14 protein-coding genes and 2 pseudogenes are annotated in these 20,181 nt (G+C 62.6%); 10 read left to right on the top strand and 6 right to left on the bottom strand.

Annotated elements, in window-relative coordinates; all coding sequences use genetic code 11:
- Positions 1-73: 73 nt before the first annotated feature.
- Entirely contained in the window at positions 74-1,405 is a 1,332-nt protein-coding gene (locus AC3WL2_RS20175; RefSeq protein WP_102683879.1) for an HlyD family type I secretion periplasmic adaptor subunit, read from the top strand.
- Between the two features lie 5 nt (positions 1,406-1,410).
- Positions 1,411-2,748: a TolC family outer membrane protein gene (locus AC3WL2_RS20170; protein WP_102683878.1), complete on the top strand. Its 1,338-nt coding sequence runs from the start codon at positions 1,411-1,413 to the stop codon at positions 2,746-2,748.
- Positions 2,749-2,848: 100 nt separating this feature from the next.
- On the opposite strand, the gene AC3WL2_RS20165 is transcribed toward AC3WL2_RS20170, so the two are convergent.
- Together AC3WL2_RS20165 and AC3WL2_RS20160 are read right to left on the bottom strand one after the other, a co-directional pair.
- Positions 2,849-4,366, bottom strand: a complete 1,518-nt coding sequence (locus AC3WL2_RS20165) for a nucleobase:cation symporter-2 family protein (RefSeq protein ID WP_102683877.1) — start codon at positions 4,364-4,366, stop codon at positions 2,849-2,851.
- Between the two features lie 261 nt (positions 4,367-4,627).
- A complete protein-coding gene (locus AC3WL2_RS20160) occupies positions 4,628-4,996 on the bottom strand; it encodes a PilZ domain-containing protein (protein WP_102683876.1) in 369 nt (122 codons plus the stop codon).
- A 164-nt stretch (positions 4,997-5,160) separates the two neighbouring features.
- Between AC3WL2_RS20160 and AC3WL2_RS20155 the strand changes: the two genes are divergently transcribed.
- From AC3WL2_RS20155 to yjiA, 3 genes are all read left to right on the top strand, one after another.
- Entirely contained in the window at positions 5,161-7,227 is a 2,067-nt protein-coding gene (locus AC3WL2_RS20155; RefSeq protein WP_102683875.1) for a carbon starvation CstA family protein, read from the top strand.
- Positions 7,228-7,240: 13 nt separating this feature from the next.
- A complete protein-coding gene (locus tag AC3WL2_RS20150; RefSeq protein WP_008094130.1) occupies positions 7,241-7,438 on the top strand; it encodes a YbdD/YjiX family protein in 198 nt (65 codons plus the stop codon).
- 78 nt (positions 7,439-7,516) lie between these two features.
- Positions 7,517-8,488: a GTPase gene (yjiA, locus tag AC3WL2_RS20145; protein ID WP_102683874.1), complete on the top strand. Its 972-nt coding sequence runs from the start codon at positions 7,517-7,519 to the stop codon at positions 8,486-8,488.
- 120 nt (positions 8,489-8,608) lie between these two features.
- Here yjiA and AC3WL2_RS20140 read toward each other — a convergent pair whose 3' ends face one another.
- Positions 8,609-9,757 (bottom strand): MFS transporter, encoded by a 1,149-nt coding sequence (locus tag AC3WL2_RS20140; RefSeq protein ID WP_102683873.1) that lies wholly within the window; start codon positions 9,755-9,757, stop codon positions 8,609-8,611.
- Positions 9,754-11,004, bottom strand: a complete 1,251-nt coding sequence (locus tag AC3WL2_RS20135; protein WP_102683872.1) for an aminotransferase class I/II-fold pyridoxal phosphate-dependent enzyme — start codon at positions 11,002-11,004, stop codon at positions 9,754-9,756. The genes AC3WL2_RS20140 and AC3WL2_RS20135 overlap by 4 nt, the downstream gene beginning before the upstream one ends.
- Positions 11,005-11,158: 154 nt before the next feature.
- Between AC3WL2_RS20135 and AC3WL2_RS20130 the strand changes: the two are divergent.
- The 3 genes and pseudogenes from AC3WL2_RS20130 to AC3WL2_RS20120 form a co-directional block, all read left to right on the top strand.
- Positions 11,159-11,353, top strand: a pseudogene (locus tag AC3WL2_RS20130) (GTP-binding protein); the annotation flags it as partial.
- A 231-nt stretch (positions 11,354-11,584) separates the two neighbouring features.
- On the top strand, positions 11,585-11,920 hold the full coding sequence (locus tag AC3WL2_RS20125; protein ID WP_371918150.1) for a type II toxin-antitoxin system RelE/ParE family toxin: 336 nt from the start codon (positions 11,585-11,587) through the stop codon (positions 11,918-11,920).
- Positions 11,917-12,216: a helix-turn-helix domain-containing protein gene (locus AC3WL2_RS20120; RefSeq protein ID WP_094010329.1), complete on the top strand. Its 300-nt coding sequence runs from the start codon at positions 11,917-11,919 to the stop codon at positions 12,214-12,216. Before AC3WL2_RS20125 ends, AC3WL2_RS20120 begins: the two co-directional genes overlap by 4 nt.
- A gap of 60 nt (positions 12,217-12,276) precedes the next feature.
- Here AC3WL2_RS20120 and glyA read toward each other — a convergent pair whose 3' ends face one another.
- The gene (glyA, locus tag AC3WL2_RS20115; protein WP_094010328.1) at positions 12,277-13,530 is read right to left on the bottom strand and encodes a serine hydroxymethyltransferase; all 1,254 of its coding nucleotides are present in this window, start codon (positions 13,528-13,530) and stop codon (positions 12,277-12,279) included.
- Positions 13,531-13,731: 201 nt separating this feature from the next.
- Positions 13,732-16,863: pseudogene (locus tag AC3WL2_RS20110) on the bottom strand (sensor domain-containing protein); the annotation flags it as partial.
- 950 nt (positions 16,864-17,813) lie between these two features.
- On the opposite strand from AC3WL2_RS20110, the gene AC3WL2_RS20105 reads away from it, so the two are divergent.
- Complete coding sequence (locus AC3WL2_RS20105) at positions 17,814-18,206, top strand: hypothetical protein (protein WP_102683870.1); 393 nt, start codon at positions 17,814-17,816, stop codon at positions 18,204-18,206.
- Positions 18,207-18,409: 203 nt separating this feature from the next.
- Positions 18,410-20,077: an energy-dependent translational throttle protein EttA gene (gene ettA / locus AC3WL2_RS20100; RefSeq protein ID WP_038707327.1), complete on the top strand. Its 1,668-nt coding sequence runs from the start codon at positions 18,410-18,412 to the stop codon at positions 20,075-20,077.
- The last annotated feature ends 104 nt before the right edge of the window (positions 20,078-20,181 follow it).

Below are 20,181 nucleotides of genomic sequence, written 5' to 3'. Positions count from 1 at the left end.
CCCGTCGCCCCCTCCACCGCCCGCAACCCCATCGGCCTGAACGTCACGTTCGGCCAGCCAAGAGCCTGACTTCATGAGCGTACACGCCCTCTCCATGCAAAAGACCGAGGCAAGCCTGCTCAGCCTCGATGAACACCGGCCGGGCCGTGTCGGCCGCTGGCTGGTGATGGCAGGTTTCGGCGGCTTTCTGCTGTGGGCCGCGCTGGCGCCCTTGGACAAGGGCGTGCCGGTCAGCGGCAGCGTGATGGTCGCCGGTAGCCGCCAGGCCGTGCAGCACCCCACGGGTGGGGTGATCGAGCAGTTGCTGGTGCGTGACGGTGACACGGTGAACGCCGGCCAGGTGTTGCTGCGCATGGACGCGACCCAGGCCCAGGCCCAGGTCGGCTCGTTGCGGGTGCAGTACGTCAACGCCCGCGCCGGGGAAGCGCGCCTGTTGGCCGAGCGCGATGGTCGGGCGACGCTTGCCTATCCCGAAGACCTGCAGGCCCAGGCGAACCTCCCCTGGGTGGCCACGGTGCTGGAAGGGCAGCGCCAGCTGCGTGGCAGCCGGGCCCAGGCGCTGGACATGGAGCTCGGCGGCCTGCGCGAGAGCATTGCCGGAGCCGAAGCCTCGCTGCAGGGGCTGCAGGGTTCGCTTGCCAGCAAGCAGGCCCAGCGCGATGCACTGGACGAGCAGTTGCGCGGCCTGCGCGAGCTGGCCCGGGACGGCTATATCGCCCGCAATCGCTTGCTCGACAGCGAGCGTCTGCTAGCCCAGGTCAATGGCTCGATCGCCGAGGACTTCGGCAACATCGGTCGCACCCGGCGCCAGGTGCTGGAGCTGAAGCTGCGTATCGGCCAGCGCCAGCAGGAGTACCAGAACGAGGTGCGCCAGCAGCTCGCCGAACTGCAGGCCAGCGCCGAGGACCTGGGCAACCGCCTGCGCAGCGCCGAATTCGAACTGGCCCATGCCCAGGTGCGGGCCCCGGTGGCCGGTACGGTGGTCGGCCTCAGTGTGTTCACCAATGGCGGGGTCATCGCCCGCGGTCAACAACTGATGGAGATCGTGCCGCGCGATGCGCCTTTGCTGGTCGATGCGCGGGCCTCGGTGGAGATGATCGACCGCCTGCGCCCCGGTTTGCCGGTGGAGCTGATGTTCGTGGCGTTCAACCAGAGCACCACGCCGCGGGTGGACGGCGAGGTGGCCCTGGTCTCGGCAGACCGCCTGGTGGACGAGAAGACCCATCAGCCCTACTACCAGGTACGTATTAAGGTCAGCGAGCAGGGCCTTGGGCAACTGGCGGGCCTGGATATTCGCCCTGGCATGCCAGTGGAGGCCTTCGTTCGTACCGGCGAACGCTCGATGCTCAATTACCTGTTCAAGCCTTTGGCTGACCGGGTACACGTTGCCCTGGCGGAGGAGTAAGGGTGATGCCGGTATCTTTGCGTTTCGCAGGCCTGTTGCTGCTGCTCACCAGTCTCTCGGCGCAGGCCCTGGACCTGGGCGATGCCTATGCCCTGGCCCTGCGCAACGACCCAACCTGGCAGGGTTCGATCGCCGAGCGTGAGGCCGGGCTCGAAAACCGGGCGATCGGCCGCGCTGGTCTGCTGCCGAGGCTGTCGTACCGCTACAACCGTGCCCGCAACGACTCGGAGGTAACCCAGCGCAGCCAGTTCGGCGATGTGACCACCCAACGCGATTACCGCAGCTACAGCTCGACCCTGACCCTCGAGCAGCCGCTGTTCGACTATGCCGCCTGGAGTGACTACCGCCGTGGCGTGGCCCAGGCCGCGCTGGCCGACGAACGCTACCGTGGTCGTGGCCAGGAACTGATGGTGCGGCTGTTCGGCGCCTACAGCGAAGCGCTGTTCGCCAATGAACAGATCGCCCTGGCCCAGGCCCAGCGGCGTACCTTTGCCGAACAACTGACGCTCAACGAACAACTGGTCAAAGGTGGCGAGGGTACCCGCACCGATGTGCTCGAGACCCAGGCCCGCTACGAGTTGGCCCAGGCCCAGGAGATCGAGGCAGGCGACAATCTCGATGCGGCGTTGCGGGCGTTACAGGCGATCATCGGCGAGCCGGTAGAGGTCGATGACCTGGCGCCGATGACCGGAGATTTTCGCGTCCAGCCACTGACGCCCGCGCGTTTCGAGCCCTGGCGCGACCTGGCTGTTGCCCGCAACGCCGAGCTGGCCAGCCAGCGCCATGGGCTGGAGGTCGCCGAGCAGAACATCGAGCGTCAGCGGGCCGGTCATCTGCCCTCGTTGAGTGCCTATGCCAGCAAGGGTATATCCAGCTCCAGCTCCGAGAGCAGCTATAACCAGCGCTACGACACCGACAGCATCGGCGTGCAGTTGAACGTGCCGCTGTTCGCCGGTGGCGGCGTGTCGGCGTCGGTGCGCCAGGCCCGGGCCCAGCGGGATGCCGCGGGCTTCGAGCTGGATGCGCAACTGCGCGACACGGTCAACCAGTTGCGTCGACAGTTCAACCTGTGCGCCAGTGGCACGGCGAAGATCCGCGCCTACGACCTGGCGGTCAAGGCGGCCACAGCCTTGGTGCAGGCCACGCGCAAGAGTGTTCAAGGCGGTGAGCGGGTCAACCTCGATGTACTGGATGCCGAGCAACAGTTGTTCGGTGCCCGGCGCGACCTGGCCCAGGCACGGCATGAGTACCTGCGGGCCTGGTTGCAACTGCGCTATCTGGCGGGGGTGCTGGAGGCCGGGGACCTGAATGTGTTGAATCGGTACTTCGTGGCGCACGGCTAGAGCGATTGTGGGAGCGGGCTTGCTTCCACGCATCTGCCCAGACAAAAAAGGGAGCCGACGATGCGCGTCGGCTCCCCTCGATGACCGTCCTGGTCAGCGATCAGTGTTCGGCAACCGCCTTGCGCCTGGGCGCCTCGTTGCCGTGCTCGTCCAGTTCCAGCACCGGTACCTCGTTGCCCTCGGCGTCGAACAGCTTGCCATCCTTGAAGTAGTCGCCATCACGCAGGGCCGAGATGTCGGAGTACTGGATGGTGCGCTCGTAGGCCGCGGCGAACACCGACTGGTTTTCCGAGTTGCCGGTGGTGAAGTGGTTGAACATCAGGTTCAGCAGGATTGCCATGATCGCCGCCGAGCTGATGCCGGAGTGGAAGATGGTTTCGAACCAGCTGGGGAAGCTGTGGTAGAAGTTCGGCGCCGCGATCGGGATCATGCCGAAGCCCAGCGAGGCGGCGACGATGATCAGGTTGACGTTGTTCTTGTAGCTGACTTTCGACAGGGTGCGGATGCCGCTGGCAGCCACGGTGCCAAACAGCACGATACCGGCGCCGCCGAGTACCGGGGTAGGCACTGCCGCAATCACCCGGCCCATGATCGGCAGCAGGCCGAGCACCACCAGGATCACGCCGCCGGTGGCCACCACATAGCGGCTCTTCACGCCGGTCACTGCCACCAGGCCCACGTTCTGGGCGAAGGCGCTCTGGGTGAACGAACCGAAGATCGGCGCCAGGATGCTCGATGCCATGTCGGCGCGCAGGCCGTTGCCCAGGCGCTTGGAGTCGACCTTGGTGTCGATGATCTCACCGACCGCCAGGATGTCCGCCGAGGTTTCCACCAGGGTCACCATGATCACGATGCACATCGACAGGATCGCGGCGATGTGGAAGGTCGGCATGCCAAAGTGGAACGGGGTGGGGAAGGCGAAGATCGGGCCTTCGGTGACCTTGCTGAAATCAGCCATGCCCAGCGACCAGGCGATCAATGTGCCGGCGACCATCGCCAGCAGGATCGACAGGCGCGAAATGCTCGCGCTGCCCAGCTTGCTCAGCAGCAGGACGATGGCGAAGGTCAGTGCCGCCAGGCCGATGTTGGCCATGCTGCCGAACTCTGGCGATGCGCTGTTGCCGCCCATCACCCAGCGGGCCGCGACGGGCATCAGGGTGAGGCCGATGGTGGTGATGACGATGCCGGTCACCAGGGGCGGGAAGAACTTGGTGATACGCGAGAACACCGGAGTAATCAGGAAGCCGATCAACGAGGCTGCCATTACCGCGCCCAGCACCGCCGGCAGGCCACCGCCGCCCTGGCTGCCGAGAATCGCGCCCATGGTCGCCACGCCCGCGAACGATACGCCCTGGACCAATGGCAGCTGGCAGCCGAAGAACGGCAGCCCAAGGGTCTGCAGCAATGTCGCAAGGCCACCGGCGAACAACGAGGCAGCGATCAGCAGGCCGATCTCCGCCGGGGCCAGGCCGGCGGCCTGGCCAAGGATCAGGGGTACGGCGACGATCCCTCCATACATGGTCAGGACATGCTGCAGCCCGTAGGCCAGGTTGGCGCCGAGGCCGAGGTTTTCGTCCTCGGGGCGCGGGGCGGGAGACGTGCTGGGGGACGTGGTCATTGGAGCAGGCTCTCTGTTTATTGTTGTGTCGCTACTGTAGACAACTAGTGCAAATAATTGCCACTAAAATTGTATACAAAGTTTTGATTGTAGCGCCGTAACGGGTGCGTCCAAGGTGCCTGAAACCTGGATGCACATTACGTTCCAACCTGCGAGAGACTGTTCCAGAGGGGTGTGTACAAAGAGGCTGGTAAAGGCAGGAAAGCTGTCTGGCTGGACAAGAAAGCTGTCACAGCCAGATCATTAGCAAGCTAAGAGATATCAATCTTCGATGAGTTCGCGCAGCTCACGCATCATTTCGGTGCTGTCTGCCAGGTTCAATTCCACAAGACGGTGCAGATGAGTCATCGAATCGACATCTATGAACAGGCAGATAAAACCCAGCCGGGCGGACTCGTCGTGGCGCAGTTCGACCTGCATCCTGACCTGGGTTTTCTTGTCGTTGAGGTGGATGATCGCGTCGAAGTCCTGGGTGGGGTCGGCATCCCAGGGGCTTGGGCGCTCTACCAGCAAGCCCTTAAGCGACAGGTCCAGCAGTTTCACCAGCCAGCGACGTTCGCCCTGGCGCAGTTCGGTAGGGGCATCGAAGGCGATGCGCTGGAAGCGGCGGCGTTCGTCGTGGGCGTTCATGGTGGTTTCTCCGGGTGACATCCTGACTATAGTGAGTTTGGTATGTGCATCAGGTACGGCAATCTGGCCGCAGAGGCTCTAGACCAAAGCAAGTGTGGCAATGCGTCTTGACTGGCCCTAGACTCGATGGGCGGTCTTTCCAATCCACCAGCTGGAAGTAAACCATGAACAACAATAATAGCCTGCTACGCCACATTCCGTGGCTGGCGCTGGCAGTCGTAGGGGCCTGCGCGCTGGGTGTGGTCGCCCTGCGTCGTGGTGAGGCGATCAATGCCTTGTGGATCGTCGTCGCGGCAGTGGCCATCTACCTGGTTGCCTACCGTTACTACAGCCTGTTCATCGCCACCAAGGTGATGCAACTCGATCCTCGCCGGGCCACGCCCGCTGTACTCAACAACGATGGCCTGGACTACGTCCCGACCAACAAGCACATCCTCTTCGGCCACCACTTCGCCGCCATCGCCGGCGCGGGCCCGCTCGTGGGCCCGGTGCTCGCCGCGCAGATGGGCTACCTGCCCGGCACGCTGTGGCTGATCGCCGGCGTGGTGCTGGCCGGCGCGGTGCAGGATTTCATGGTCCTGTTCCTCTCCACCCGTCGCAACGGCCGCTCGCTGGGCGACATGGTCCGTGAGGAGATGGGCCGCATCCCCGGCACCATCGCCCTGTTCGGTTGTTTCCTGATCATGATCATCATCCTCGCGGTGCTGGCGCTGATCGTGGTCAAGGCCCTGGCCGAGAGCCCGTGGGGCATGTTCACGGTGATCGCGACCATCCCGATCGCGATGTTCATGGGCATCTACATGCGCTATATCCGCCCGGGCCGCATTGGTGAAATCTCCATCGTCGGCGTGGTCCTGCTGCTGCTGTCGATCTGGCTGGGGGGCCAGATCGCCGCGGATCCGGTGTGGGGCCCAGCGTTCACCTTCACTGGCGTGCAGATCACCTGGATGCTCGTGGGCTACGGTTTCGTCGCCGCGGTGCTGCCGGTGTGGCTGGTACTGGCGCCGCGCGACTACCTGTCGACCTTCCTCAAGATCGGCACGATCGTCGGCCTGGCCATCGGTATCCTGATCATCGCGCCCGAGCTGAAGATGCCGGCGCTCACCCAGTTCACCGACGGTACCGGCCCGGTCTGGAAGGGCACCCTGTTCCCGTTCCTGTTCATCACCATCGCCTGCGGCGCGGTGTCCGGCTTCCACGCGCTGATCTCCTCGGGGACCACGCCCAAGCTGCTGGACAACGAAACCAACGCCCGTTACATCGGCTACGGCGGCATGCTGATGGAGTCGTTCGTCGCCATCATGGCCATGGTTGCCGCCTCGGTGATCGAGCCTGGCGTGTACTTCGCCATGAACAGCCCGGCCGCAGTGGTCGGTGCCGACGTCGCCTCGGTGGCGCAGACCGTCAGCAGCTGGGGCTTCCTGATTACCCCCGAGCAACTGGAGGCGGTCGCCCGTGACATCGGTGAGCACACCATCCTGGCTCGTGCCGGTGGTGCGCCAACACTGGCGGTCGGTATCGCGCAGATCCTTCACCAGGTGCTGCCGGGTGAGAACACCATGGCGTTCTGGTACCACTTCGCCATTCTGTTCGAGGCACTGTTCATCCTCACCGCCGTGGACGCCGGTACCCGTGCCGGGCGCTTCATGCTACAGGACCTGCTGGGCAGCTTCGTCCCGGCGCTCAAGCGCACCGAGTCGTGGGGGGCCAACCTGCTCGCGACCGCCGGTTGCGTGGCGATGTGGGGCTACCTGCTGTACCAGGGCGTGATCGATCCGCTGGGGGGGATCAACACCTTGTGGCCGCTGTTCGGTATCTCCAACCAGATGCTGGCCGGTATCGCCCTGATGCTTGGCACCGTGGTACTGATCAAGATGAAGCGTCAACGCTACATCTGGGTCACCCTGGTACCTGCGGTATGGCTGCTGATCTGCACCACCGCCGCGGGCCTGATCAAGTTGTTCGACCCGAACCCGGCTGTGGGCTTCCTGGCCCTGGCCAAGAAGTACAGCACCGCGCTGGACGCCGGCCAGGTGCTGGCGCCTGCCAAGGACATCGGCCAGATGCAGCATGTGATCTTCAACGCCTACACCAACGCCGGCCTGACGATCCTGTTCCTGGTGGTGGTATTCAGCATCCTGTTCTTCGCCCTCAAGGTCGGTTATGCCGCCTGGGGCCGCAAGGAGCGCAGCGACAAGGAAACCCCGTTCCAGGCTTTGCCTGACGCTTGAGAGGAATGCCGCGATGTTCAACGACCTGGGTCGACTGGGCAAGTATCTGGGGCAGGCCGCCCGCCTGATGGTCGGCATGCCCGATTACGACAACTATGTCGAGCACATGCAGACCAAGCACCCGGACAAGCCGGTGATGAGCTACGAGGCGTTCTTCCGCGAGCGCCAGGAAGCGCGTTATGGTGGCAAGTCCGGGCCCAAGTGCTGTTGAACCCGCGACACGCATGAACCAGTGGGAGCCCGGGCAACCGGGCTCCCACTTTCATTTTCAGCTGCAGGAGACAACCGCGTGCAAACGCCGATTCCCGTTACCGTGCTGACCGGCTTTCTCGGCGCCGGCAAGACCACCCTGCTCAAACATATGCTCAAGGCCGAGCACGGCCTGAGGCTCGCCGTGATCGAGAACGAGTTCAGCGAGGCAGGCATCGACAGCCAACTGCTGGGCGATGAACCGGTGCAGGTGATGACCCTGGCCAACGGCTGTGTGTGCTGCAGCATCCATGGCGACCTGACCCGTGCCCTGTACCTGCTGCTCGAACGCCTGGACGCCGGCGAGATCGCCTTCGATCGCGTGGTGATCGAGTGCACGGGTCTCGCCGACCCTGCACCCGTGGCACAGACCTTCTTCATCGACGAAGAGCTGCGCGAGCGCTATATCCTCGATGGCATCATCACCCTGGTCGACACCGCCCACGCCGAACTGCACCTGACCCAGGCCATCGCCCAGGCCCAGGTCGGCTTTGCCGACCGCCTGCTGCTGAGCAAGACCGATCTGGTCGAGCCGCAGGTGGTCGATGCCCTGCGCGAGCGCCTGGCGCGCATCAATGGCCGGGCGGCGATCCGCGTGGTCGAGCATGGGCGTATCGACTTGGCCGAGCTGCTCGATGTGCGGGGGTTCAACCTCAACCCGGACCTGGGCATCAGCCCCGGGCCCAGCTTGCGCCCGGTCCTCAAACCCGCCACCCCGGATCGCATTTCGACGCTGGTGCTGCGCACCGAAACGCCGTTGGATATCGATCGGCTCAGCGACTTCATGAACGAGCTGCTGGAGCAGCACGGCAAGCAGCTGTTGCGCTACAAGGGCGTGTTGAATATCGCAGGTGAAGATCGCCGTTTGGTGTTCCAGGGAGTGCTCAAGCTGTACGGCTTCGACTGGGACGCCGAGTGGAAGGAAGGCGAGCCGCGGGAAAGTGTCATGGTGTTCATCGGCGATGAACTGCCGGAGGAAAAGATTCGGGCAGGGTTTGAGGCCTTGAGTTAAAGGGGGCAGAAGTATCTGATTTGCTCATGCCGCCTGCTGGCGGCATTTTTTCAAGCAGTGCCTAATTTGGCTATTGATGCAATTTATCAAGAATATTCAGCCTGCAAGAAACGATGGCGTTCAGGGGCTGGCGCGAGTCGCCAACCAGGCGAGTGATGCCAATCCAACGCATAACATAACCAGCATAACGGCACTGGTGTCCAAGGTGCTGGATATCAAGTTCGCCAAAGCCGCCAGCAGTTGATGAACAAGAGCAATAAGTGCCATGGCGGGGGACGCAGCTCCCGTTGACTGCCTGCTAGCCAATGACAGGCTCACTGGGTATGCAATTCCCTGAGCTACAAGCATCAGGCAATAAGGAAGCCAGATCGCGTACGCCGCACCCTTCAACAGTGATGATGCAATAAGCATGATGAGTGCGCCAAATAACAGCAAGGCACTCGAATATCGAAGCATCCGTATTTCATTATCACCGGTTGCAAGGTTACTGGCCAGACGGGTGCCGAGCAGATAGGCAATGCTGATTGGCCATCCCAACAGACCATATTCCCACATCGACCAATTGAAAGACTGCTGAAGAAGCAAGGGCGCTGTACTGCTAAATACGACGATGATGGAGTACCCCAAGCCTCCAGCCAGCACAGGTAGAATGAAGCGCGGTTGCACAATGAGCTTATGGAGGCTGGTGCTCTCACCTGCTCGATACGGAAGCCCCCTGTGGTGAGCCGTTACATTCAGCCCCTTCACTGTGGCCATTAGTACGCAAGGTATCGCGACGACAAGCATGGCCACCCGCCAGTTCGTGAGTGTGGCAATCATAGCCCCGATAAACTGGGAGGCTCCGAGGGAGAGTACGAAGCAAAGTGAAAGGCTGCTGTAGGCTCGTGTCAGATCCTTGCCATCATACTGCTCGACCATTAACGCGCGAGCTGCAACTGATATACCGCCCGCCAACGCTCCCTGAAGCAGGCGTAGGACAAGGAATGCCCAGTCACCTGGTGATACTGCGAGCAGTAATGTGCAGCAGCCGTAGAGGAGTAGCGTCCAGGTCAGCATACGGCTTGAACCGAGAGTGGCTCCCAACCGACCCCACAGCATTACGCATGTCCCCATTCCCACAAGAAACAGGCTCAGGCTGAGTGCGGCGAATTCATCTGTTGCATTCAGGTCATCAGCAATAGTTGGGAGCATGGGTAGGTAGAAGGTTATACCTGACTGGCACAACAGTACGGCTAAGCAACTGAAGTAGAGAATTCGCCGTTTGGTCATGGCTGAGTGTTTAGTAAAGGGGCGACGACAGGGTTGCTGTTCAGATACTCAGCGACACCCTGGCAGAAACTCTCGACTTCACCAGGCTGCATGTCTGCTCTTAGCGTAACGCGCAGCGCTGCAGCATCCTTGGGTACGACAGGAAAGAAGACGGCTGAAGTGAGGAAGCCGTTGTTGGCCAGGAAGGTCGACGCAGCAATGGCGTATTCAGCCTCTCCAAGCGGTATTAGCCTGATGGGGGATGCTGATCCAGCATGAGGCGTAGGCAAAAGCTTGTCGAACAGTTCGACATTATTTTTCAACTGCTGCTGTAGCGTATTCAGCAAGGGGCTTGAGTGAAGTCGGACGGATGCCCGCCCTGCACCGATAGCAGCGGCATTGAGACTTTGGGACCAGTTGGTAGGACCTCCATATCTTTGTACCAGACGTTTCTGTCGTGTATTTGCCAACATGAGCAGACCGCCGCTTGCGGCGAATGCTTTCCCCAAGGACGCTACAATGATAATCCCTTCATCCAGCTCCTGTAGTTGACCCCTTACAAAGCCTTGCCCTGAAACACCTGCCGTAGAAAGGGCATGAGAGTCGTCCAAGTACAAGAACAGACCGTAGCGCTCCTTGAGATACAACAAGGCGTCCATGTGTGCTGTCCCGCCCATGCTGTAGTAGCCGTCTGTAATATAGGCGACCCTTCCATGTTGCCTGCAGATGCTCTCGAGTTGGTCCATATCATCATGGGGAAGCGTCTGGATCTCGGTCTCATCCGCACAGGCTGCTTTTACATGGTTCAGGGAGTAGTGGGCAAACTTGTCGAACACCATATGGGGCGATACACCATTCGTGAAAATGCCGGCGGCAACAAGAGGTAGTACTCCTGAGCTTGCTGCACTGCATGACAATGTGGCTAGAGACTCGCATCCAAATAAGTCGGACAGTTCAGCCTCATATTGGTCTAGTACTTGGAACTGGCAGCGGTTGCGCGAGTTGGCGATACGCAGGGTGCGCGAATTTTCCAGCTCCTCGATCGCCCCTTGGAGGATATCCGGATGGTAGTCCAGCCCAAGATAGGACGTCGTACAGAAGTGTTGAAGCGTCCTGCCGTGCTGGTCCTGAAGTAGATTCCTGGCAATGACCTGCACCTGTAAGCCGGAAAGATGCTTGGCATACGATGTCTGCCAATCCGTCTCGGACCGCTGAATCATGCTCCTGTAATTGGTGTATCGATTTCGAGCGACTGCCATGTCAAACACTTCCCGTAATGGTTTGGAGCAAGCAGTGTGCATTGGAGGGAAACTTAGGTATGTCCGAAGTCGGGTGTTTTGGTCGAGGTAGTTTTCCGAGGAGAATGTCAGAGATACCTTGGTGTATCGCGGAGGGTTAAACACTTACGTTCAAGGTTTGTAGGCGCAGACCTTCTTCATCGACGAAGAGCTGCGCGAGCGCTAGATCCTCGATGGCATATCAGCTTGGTCGACGCCGCCCGTGCCGAGCTGCACCTGAACCCTGGGCATTGCCCAAGTCCAGGTCGACTTCGCCGACCGCCTGCTGCTAAGCAAGACCGATCTAGTCGAGCCGGCTCGACTGGGACACCTAGTGGAAGGAAGGCGAGCCGCGGGAAAGCGTGATGGTGTTCATTGCCGATGAGCTGCCGGAGGAAAGGATTCGGGCTGGTTTCGAAGCTTTGAGCCACGCCTGATTGAGATACAGCCGACTGTTCGATGCCGCCGTAAGGCGGCATTTTTTTGGCCTCGTTTCAGCGATCAGGCCAGTCGAGGTGGCCGCTTGCAGGAGGTACTTTTTTTGGTACACTTGGCCGCGTCGGATCTAAAAATAAAGGTGCAGTTCTTCCGTAGTGCGTCGGGTAATGAGCCCGTGAGGGAGTGGCTAAAGGGCTTGGCACGTGAAGAACGCTATCTGATTGGCATGGAAATCAAGACCGTTCAGTTGGGATGGCCACTTGGCATGCCCTTGGTCAGAAAGCTGGAGCACGGGCTTTGGGAAATCCGTATCGACATGGGGCATGTCGTTGCCCGTGTACTGTTCACGATCATGGATGGCGTGATGTTCATGCTCCATGGATTCATCAAGAAAAGCCAGAAAACGCCTTCAGCAGATCTGGCTCTGGCCAGGCAACGCAAGGCCAGCTTACGGAGGTCAACTACATGAACCCGCATATCGGTTCGAACTTCGATGATTTTCTCGCCGAAGAGGGCATCCTCGAAGAGGTCACGGCGGCTGCGCTGAAACGGGTGATCGCCTGGCAACTGACGCAGGCGATGAAGCAGCAAAAGATCAGCAAGAAGGCCTTGGCCGAGCGTATGCACACCAGCCGGGCGGCGGTCGATCGAGCCTTGGATCAGACTGACGCTGGCATGACCTTGGCAACACTGGCCAGCGCAGCCAGGGCCTTGGGGCAGCGCGTGGAAATACGTCTCGTACCGGATGTCGCACCAGCCCGATGAAGCACAAACATGAAAAAGCCCGGCACAAGGCCGGGCTTCTTCATTTCAGGCGTCTGCCAATCAGTTGCCGTACACCGGCAGCTTCTTGCAGATGGCCTTGACCTTTTCACGCACGGCGTCGATCACCGCTTCGTTGTTCAGATCGGCCAGGATGTCGCAGATCCAGCCGGCCAGTTCGCGGCACTCGGCTTCCTTGAAGCCACGGGTGGTGACGGCTGGGGTGCCGAAACGCAGGCCCGAAGTGACGAACGGCGAACGTGGGTCGTTCGGCACCGAGTTCTTGTTGACGGTGATGAAGGCCTTGCCCAGGGCGGCGTCGGCGTCCTTACCGGAGATTTCCTGCTTGATCAGCGACAGCAGGAACAGGTGGTTCTCGGTGCCGCCGGAGACGACGTCGAAGCCACGCTCGATGAACACGCTGGCCATGGCCTGGGCGTTTTTCACGACCTGCTGCTGGTAGGCCTTGAACTCAGGCTGCAGGGCTTCCTTGAAGCAGATCGCCTTGGCAGCGATGACGTGCTCCAGCGGGCCGCCCTGGGCGCCTGGGAAGACGGCGGAGTTCAGCTTCTTCTCGATGTCGGCGTTGGCGCGGGCCAGGATCAGGCCGCCACGTGGACCGCGCAGGGTCTTGTGGGTGGTGGTGGTGACCACGTCGGCGAACGGCACAGGGTTCGGGTACACGCCAGCGGCGACCAGGCCGGCGACGTGGGCCATGTCGACGAACAGGTAGGCACCGACCTTGTCGGCGATTTCGCGGAAGCGTGGGAAATCCAGCACTTGCGAGTAGGCGGAGAAGCCGGCAACGATCATCTTCGGCTTGTGCTCGACAGCCAGGCGCTCGACTTCGTCGTAGTCGATCAGGCCGTTGGCGTCGATGCCGTACTGGATGGCGTTGTACAGCTTGCCCGAGGAGGAAACGCTGGCACCGTGGGTCAGGTGGCCGCCGTGGGCCAGGCTCATGCCCAGGATGGTGTCACCGGCCGACAGCAGGGCCAGGTAGACAGCGGCGTTGGCCTGGGAACCGGCGTGCGGCTGGACGTTGGCGTAGTCGGCGCCGAACAGCTCCTTGGCGCGGTCGATGGCCAGCTGCTCGACGACGTCGACGTACTCGCAACCACCGTAGTAGCGCTTGCCTGGGTAGCCTTCGGCGTACTTGTTGGTCAGAACCGAACCCTGGGCCTCCATGACCGCCGGGCTGGTGTAGTTTTCCGAAGCGATCAGCTCGATATGCTCTTCCTGGCGCAGGGCTTCTTGCTGCATGGCTTCGAAGAGCTCGGCGTCGTACTTGGCAATGGTCAAATCACGGCTGAACATGGCGGTCCTCAAGGATCGGGCAGAATTGGGGGAGCATTCTAACCGATTGATTCGCCGCTGGCATATGAAGTGGCATCAAGTCGCGGACCAATGGGCTTCATGTTGCAGGCCGCGTGGCGACTGGGCTGGAGTTGACTTCTAGGTCCGGTTTTTTCCAGGCTCTTAAGAGGCCTGCGTGGGGGCGAAGGGGCCGCGCAGCGACTACTGGAACATGAACAACGTCTCGTTGCTGAACTGTGCCTCGAACTGGTTGGCCGGCATCGGCCGGCCGAACAGATAGCCCTGCACCTCGTCGCAACCGTGCTCGCGCAGAAACTCCAGCTGCTCGTGGGTCTCAACCCCTTCGGCGATTACCGCAAGATTGAGGCTGTGGGCCATGGCAATGATCGCCCGGGCGATCTGCGCGTCCTGCTCGCCTTCGGGCAGGCCATCAACGAAGGTACGGTCGATCTTCAGTACGTCGATGGGGAACTGCTTGAGGTAGTTGAGCGACGAGTAGCCGGTGCCGAAGTCGTCGACCGCGATGCTCAGGCCCAGGTTCTTCAGGCTGTCGAGGATCTGCATGGCCTCGTTGACCTCGCGCATCAGGATACTTTCGGTCAGTTCCAGCTCCAGGCACGCCGGCGGCAGCCCGGTTTCATCGAGGATGGTGGCGATGCGCGTGCCCAGCTGGCCGTCGGAGAACTGCCGGGCGGAAATGTTCACCGACACCTTGGGTACCCGCACTTTCTGCTGGTGCCAGGCCTTGAGCTGGCGGGAGGCCTCGCGCAGCACCCAGTCACCGACGTCGACCACCAGGCCCAGTTCCTCGATCACCGGGATGAAGTCGCCCGGCGGCACCAGGCCGCGGGTTGGGTGACGCCAGCGCAGCAGCGCCTCGGCACCGGTCAGGCGTTTGCCGTCGCCGCTGAACTGCGGCTGGTAATAGAGGATGAACTCGTTCTGCTCCAGGGCATGGCGCAGGTCGCTCTCCAGCTCCAGGCGCTCCAGGGCGCTGGCGTTCATGTCCGCCTGGTAGAACTGGAAGTTGTTCTTGCCGCGCTCCTTGGCGTGGTACATGGCCGTGTCGGCGTTCTTCATCAGCTGGCTGAGCTCGCTGCCATCCTGGGGGCTCAGGGCGATGCCGATACTGGCGGTGACGAAGAATTCGCGGTTTTCCAGGACGAACGGAGTGACCAGCCCGTCGAGGATGTGCTCGGCGACATGGATGGCGCGGTTGAGCGCCTGCTCGCGGCTGGCCTTGGGCTGCAGCAGCAGGGTGAATTCGTCGCCGCCCATGCGCGCCACGGTGTCGTCGTCGTCGACGCAGGCCAGCAGGCGCTCGGCCATGTCCTTGAGCATGCGATCGCCCGCCGCATGGCCAAGGGAGTCGTTGATCGGCTTGAAGCGGTCGAGGTCGAGGAACATCAGCACTACCCAGGCCTTCTGCCGCTCGGCCTGTTGCAGGGCCGTGTACAGGCGGTCCTGGAACAACGTGCGGTTGGGCAGGTGGGTGAGGGCGTCGTAGTAGGCCAGGCGGTGGATGCGCTGCTCGCTGGCCTTGCGTTCGCTGATGTCGGTGAAGAAGCACACATAGCTGGCCAGGTCGCCTTCATCGTCGAGCACCGCAGTGATGCCTACCCACGCCGGATAGTGCTCGCCGTTGCGCCGCTTCAGCCAGACCTCGCCTTCCCAGCTGCCGCGCTGGCTCAGTTGCTTGAGCACGTAGCCTTGCTGGGCGTTCTGTTGCTGCTCGACGGTGAGCATGCCGGGGAGCTGGTCGAGCACCTCGGCCACGGCATAGCCGCTGACGCGGGTGAACGCTTCGTTAGCCTGGACGATATAGCCGGCCGGGTCGGTGATGAGGATCGCCGAGGTGGAGTGCTCGAACACGGTCGCGGCCATGCGCAGGTCTTTTTCGGCCCGGCGTTGCTGGCTGATGTCGCGGCCCACGCCGAGCACCCCCTCGAAGCGCTCGTGTTCGTCCCACACCAGCACCAGGCGCAGCTCGATGGGGATCTTGCGGCCGTCGGCGCGCAGGCAGTCGAACAGGAACAACTGCGTGGGCAGGGTGCTGCGTAACTGGGCCAATTGCGTGCTGTCGTCCAGCACCTGGCTGACGCGCTCGAGCAGGTTGTAGACACCGCTGAGCTGGGCCGGGTTGGCAATGATCGACTGCCAGCCGTTGGCGAAGATCCAGTCGGCCTGGTAGCCAAGCACCGCCTGCACCGAAGGGCTGACATAGTTGAGCTGCAACTGGCTGTCGGTGGAGAAGATCACGTCGCTGATGCTCTCGGCGAGCATGCGGTAGCGCTGTTCGCTGTCGCGCAGGGACTCGCTGGCCTCGATCTGCACGGTGACATCCTTGCCCACGCCGATGATGCGCGTGACCAGGCCTTCACTGTCGCGGGTCAGCACCTGCTCGCGGATGTCGTAGCAACGCCAGCCGCCATCGCGGTGGCGGAAGCGCAGCTGGCAGTGCAGTGACTGGCCGTAGCCGGTGTCACGCTGCTGCTGGCGCAGGTCGCGGTAGTGCTCGGCGTCGCCGGGATGCAGGAGCATCTCCCAGAAGCGGTCGCCCATCTGCGCCAGTTCCGCGCGGTCGTAACCCAGGGTCTGGCCAAGGTGGCGGTTGCTGAAGATCATCCGCTGGCTGTCAACGTCCTGCACGTAGAGTTGGTCGGGCACGGTGCGTACCACGTCCGACCAGAAGCCCTCGCGTTCGAGCAGCGACAGCTCCACCTGCTTGCGGCTGGTGATGTCGCTGATGCTCAGGATCACTGCCTGGTAGTCGCGACGCTGCTGTGGCAGGCGGGCCATCAGCCACAAGTGCAGTTCGCCGCCCAGCGGGGCCGGCAGGCGCACCTCCAGCTCGAGCTGAGGGCGCTCTTCGATCAACGCGTCGATCAACTGCATGCCGACACTGTCGCGGCCGTCGCCACTGCCATCGATCAGGCGCTGCCAGGCGCCTTCGTGGCAGTCGACGTTGAGCAGTTGGCGGGCCACCTGGTTGATCTCGGTGATCTTCAGCTCCGTGAGCAGCGAGCGGCGCAGCTTGGTGTCCAGGGCCAGGCTCTGCTTGAGCGCGGCGCGGTTGCGCAGGTGGTAGCGGTCGAGCTGCCCCGGCAGGCTCGAAAGATCGAGCACGCACAGGGCCACGCCGGTGCCCTCGAAAATTTCCTGGTAACGCCGGCGGTCTTCCTGCAAGGCGCGTTGGCGGCGGCGCATGTTGATCAGCGCCAGCACCGGCAGCAGTGCGCAGAACAGCACCAGCACGCATTTGCCGAGCAGCGCCGGCAGCAGCCTGTCGCGGGCCAGGCCGGCATCGAACAGGCCACGCAGTTGCCAGGTGCTGTTGTCGATGAAGGCAAGCATCACGCTTTGCAAAGGCTCTTCGCTGGTCTGCCGGTCCCCATGGCGCTCGATGACCGCGCCGCTGCGGCTGTTTTCCAGCAGCCACAAGGGATGGGTGGGGCCGTCAAGATGACGGGTCAGCTCCTGGTAGTGGTCGGGGCTCAGGCGCAGCAACCAGTAGCCGCGGTCTTGCTCGGTCGGCTGGCGCAGCAGCAGGTAGACCCGCTGATTGTCGGCATCGTTGCCATAGAAAAATGCACGGCCCTGGTTCAGTTGCAGCAGGTCGTCAATCAGCTGACGGTCGGGTGAGCCAGCGAGGGTGTCACTGCGCACCTGCCCGGTGGCGTCAAGCCAGGCCAGGTCGCGCAGGGCCGGCAGGCGGGCCTGCAAGGTGGCGAGCAGGCTTGGCAGGGCGGCAGGCGCCGGAGGATTGACGTAGGGCTGGACCAGGTTCAACGATTGCTGGGCCTTCAGCGCCATGTTCAGGCTCAGGTGGTCGGCCAGTTCGGCGCTGGTGGCCAGGCTTTGCTGGCGCAGGTCGTCCTGGGTATGGCGGAACTGGGCGAACAGTTGCCATAGCAGCAGACCCAGCAGAACCAGGGCGAGCAGGGCCAAAGCCCCCTTGAGCGAGCCACGCAGGTGTGTGCCGGCCGTGGAATCGGCAGGACGCAGGGATGACGGTTGCGTGAGATTGGTCAAGCGTTGGGTCCTGCGATTGGGCTGACGATGGCAGGGGTTGCGTTCTCGCGGCATGCACGGCCCGTGCCGTGGTTGCTGGGCGCACTATAAGACGCATGCGGGAAGCCGACTAGCATGCCTTCAAATATGGCAAAGTGCCAGTCCGCATGTCCGATGCCGGGCGGCAGTTGGTCATGCCGGTTCGGCAAGTCCCTGCAACCTGTGCGAGAATGCCGCCCGCTTCATAGTCAACGCATCGGAGATGTACGGTTTTGGTTACCCACTATTCCACCAATGGCCTCGATTCCGCCTGCGGGCGTAGCAGTGAGACGCTGGTCAGCACTGCCGTGGCCGAGGACGTATCCTGCAAGACCTGCCAGCGCTCGCTGGCCAAGCCGGACGCGGCTGCCGCCAGTGCCAACAAGACGCCGTCGCTGGCCGAGTTGCGCAAATCGGCCAAGGCTGCCGCCGAGCCGGTCGCACAGGTTGCCGCTCAACCCACTGCCAAGCCCACTGCCGCGCCTGCCAAGGCCGTGAGCAAGCCGGCTGGCAAACCTGCCCGCAGTGGCGGCTTCAGCGTCAAGTCCGCCTGGGCCGCGCGCCTGGCCGAGCAGTCGGACCGTTGCCGCCTGCCACGTGGCAAGGCCAGGCAGTCGCACGTCTGAGCCCGCGCCAAGCCCGCCCCACCCGTGCCGGCGTGGGCGCGGGCTTGCCCCGCGAAGGCCGCCGAGCGGTCCCGCCATCTACCTCATCTGTGCAACGCCGCGACTTGGCGTAGAATGGCCCACTTTGTTCAATGACCCCGTAATCACATCCCCTGGCCAATGCCGGGGCGCGTGTCTTTACCTATCTGATAGAGGGCTTGGTTTTGGCTCAATACGTCTACACCATGCATCGGCTGAGCAAGGTCGTGCCGCCGAAGCGGGAAATTCTCAAGAACATTTCCCTGTCGTTCTTCCCGGGCGCCAAGATCGGCGTGCTGGGCCTGAACGGCGCGGGTAAATCGACCCTGCTGCGGATCATGGCGGGCGTCGACAAGGAATTCGACGGCGAAGCCCGTCCGATGCCCGACATCAACGTCGGCTACCTGCCCCAGGAGCCGCAGCTGGACCCGAGCAAGACCGTGCGTGAAGTGGTCGAGGAAGCGGTCAGCGTGATCAAGGACGCCCAGGCTCGCCTGGATGAGGTCTACGCCGCCTACGCCGACCCGGATGCCGACTTCGACAAGCTGGCCGCTGAACAGGCCAAGCTCGAGGCCATCCTGCAGGCCGCCGACGGCCACAACCTCGAGCGCCAGCTGGACGTCGCCGCCGATGCCCTGCGCCTGCCGGCCTGGGAGGCGAAGATCGAGCACCTGTCCGGTGGCGAGAAGCGCCGCGTGGCCCTGTGCCGCCTGCTGCTGTCGGCCCCCGACATGCTGCTGCTGGACGAACCGACCAACCACCTGGACGCCGACTCGGTAGCCTGGCTGGAGCGCTTCCTGCACGACTTCCCCGGCACCGTGGTGGCGATCACCCACGACCGTTACTTCCTCGACAACGTCGCCGGCTGGATCCTCGAGCTGGACCGCGGCGCCGGCATCCCGTACGAAGGCAACTATTCGGGCTGGCTGGAAGCCAAGTCGGACCGTCTGGCGCAGGAATCCAAGCAGCAGAGCGCCCACGAGAAGGCCATGAAAGAGGAACTGGAGTGGGTGCGCAAAGGCGCCAAGGCCCGCCAGTCCAAGTCAAAGGCCCGTCTGCAGCGCTTCGAAGAGATGCAGTCGCAGGAGTTCCAGAAGCGCAGCGAGACCAACGAGATCTACATCCCGGCAGGTCCGCGCCTGGGCGACAAGGTCATCGAGTTCAAGAACGTCACCAAGGGCTACGGTGATCGCGTGCTGATCGACAACCTGTCGTTCGCCATGCCCAAGGGCGCCATCGTTGGCGTGATCGGTGGTAACGGTGCCGGTAAATCGACCTTGTTCCGCATGCTGATGGGCAAGGAGCAGCCGGACTCGGGCAGCATCGAGATCGGTGAAACCGTGCAGCTGGCCTGCGTCGACCAGAGCCGCGAGGACCTGGACGGCAGCAAGACCGTGTTCCAGCAGATCTCCGACGGCTCCGACCAGATCCGCATCGGCAGCTACGAGATCCCGTCGCGTACCTACGTCGGCCGCTTCAACTTCAAGGGCGGCGACCAGCAGAAGTTCGTCAAGGACCTCTCCGGTGGTGAGCGTGGCCGCCTGCACCTGGCCCTGACCCTGAAGGAGGGCGGTAACGTCCTGCTGCTCGACGAACCGTCCAACGACCTCGACGTCGAAACCCTGCGTTCGCTGGAGGAAGCCCTGCTGGACTTCCCGGGCGCCGCCATCGTGATTTCCCACGACCGTTGGTTCCTGGACCGTGTGGCCACCCACATCCTGGCGTACGAAGACGACTCCAGCGTGGTGTTCTTCGAAGGCAACTACACCGAGTACGAAGCCGATCGCAAGAAGCGCCTGGGCGACGCTGCTGCCCAGCCGCACCGCGTGCGTCACAAGAAACTGGCCCAGTAAGCCGGTTTTCGCTGCACAACGATGGGGCCCTCAGGGGCCCCATTTTTGTGCCCGGCGTACAGGCACTGGGATGGCTGGCGTGGGAGCGGGCTTGCCCCGCGGTT

Source organism: Pseudomonas sp. FW305-96, assembly GCF_058783825.1.
The sequence above is the reverse complement of the archived record's forward strand: the minus strand, read 5'-3'. Positions and strand labels throughout refer to the sequence as shown.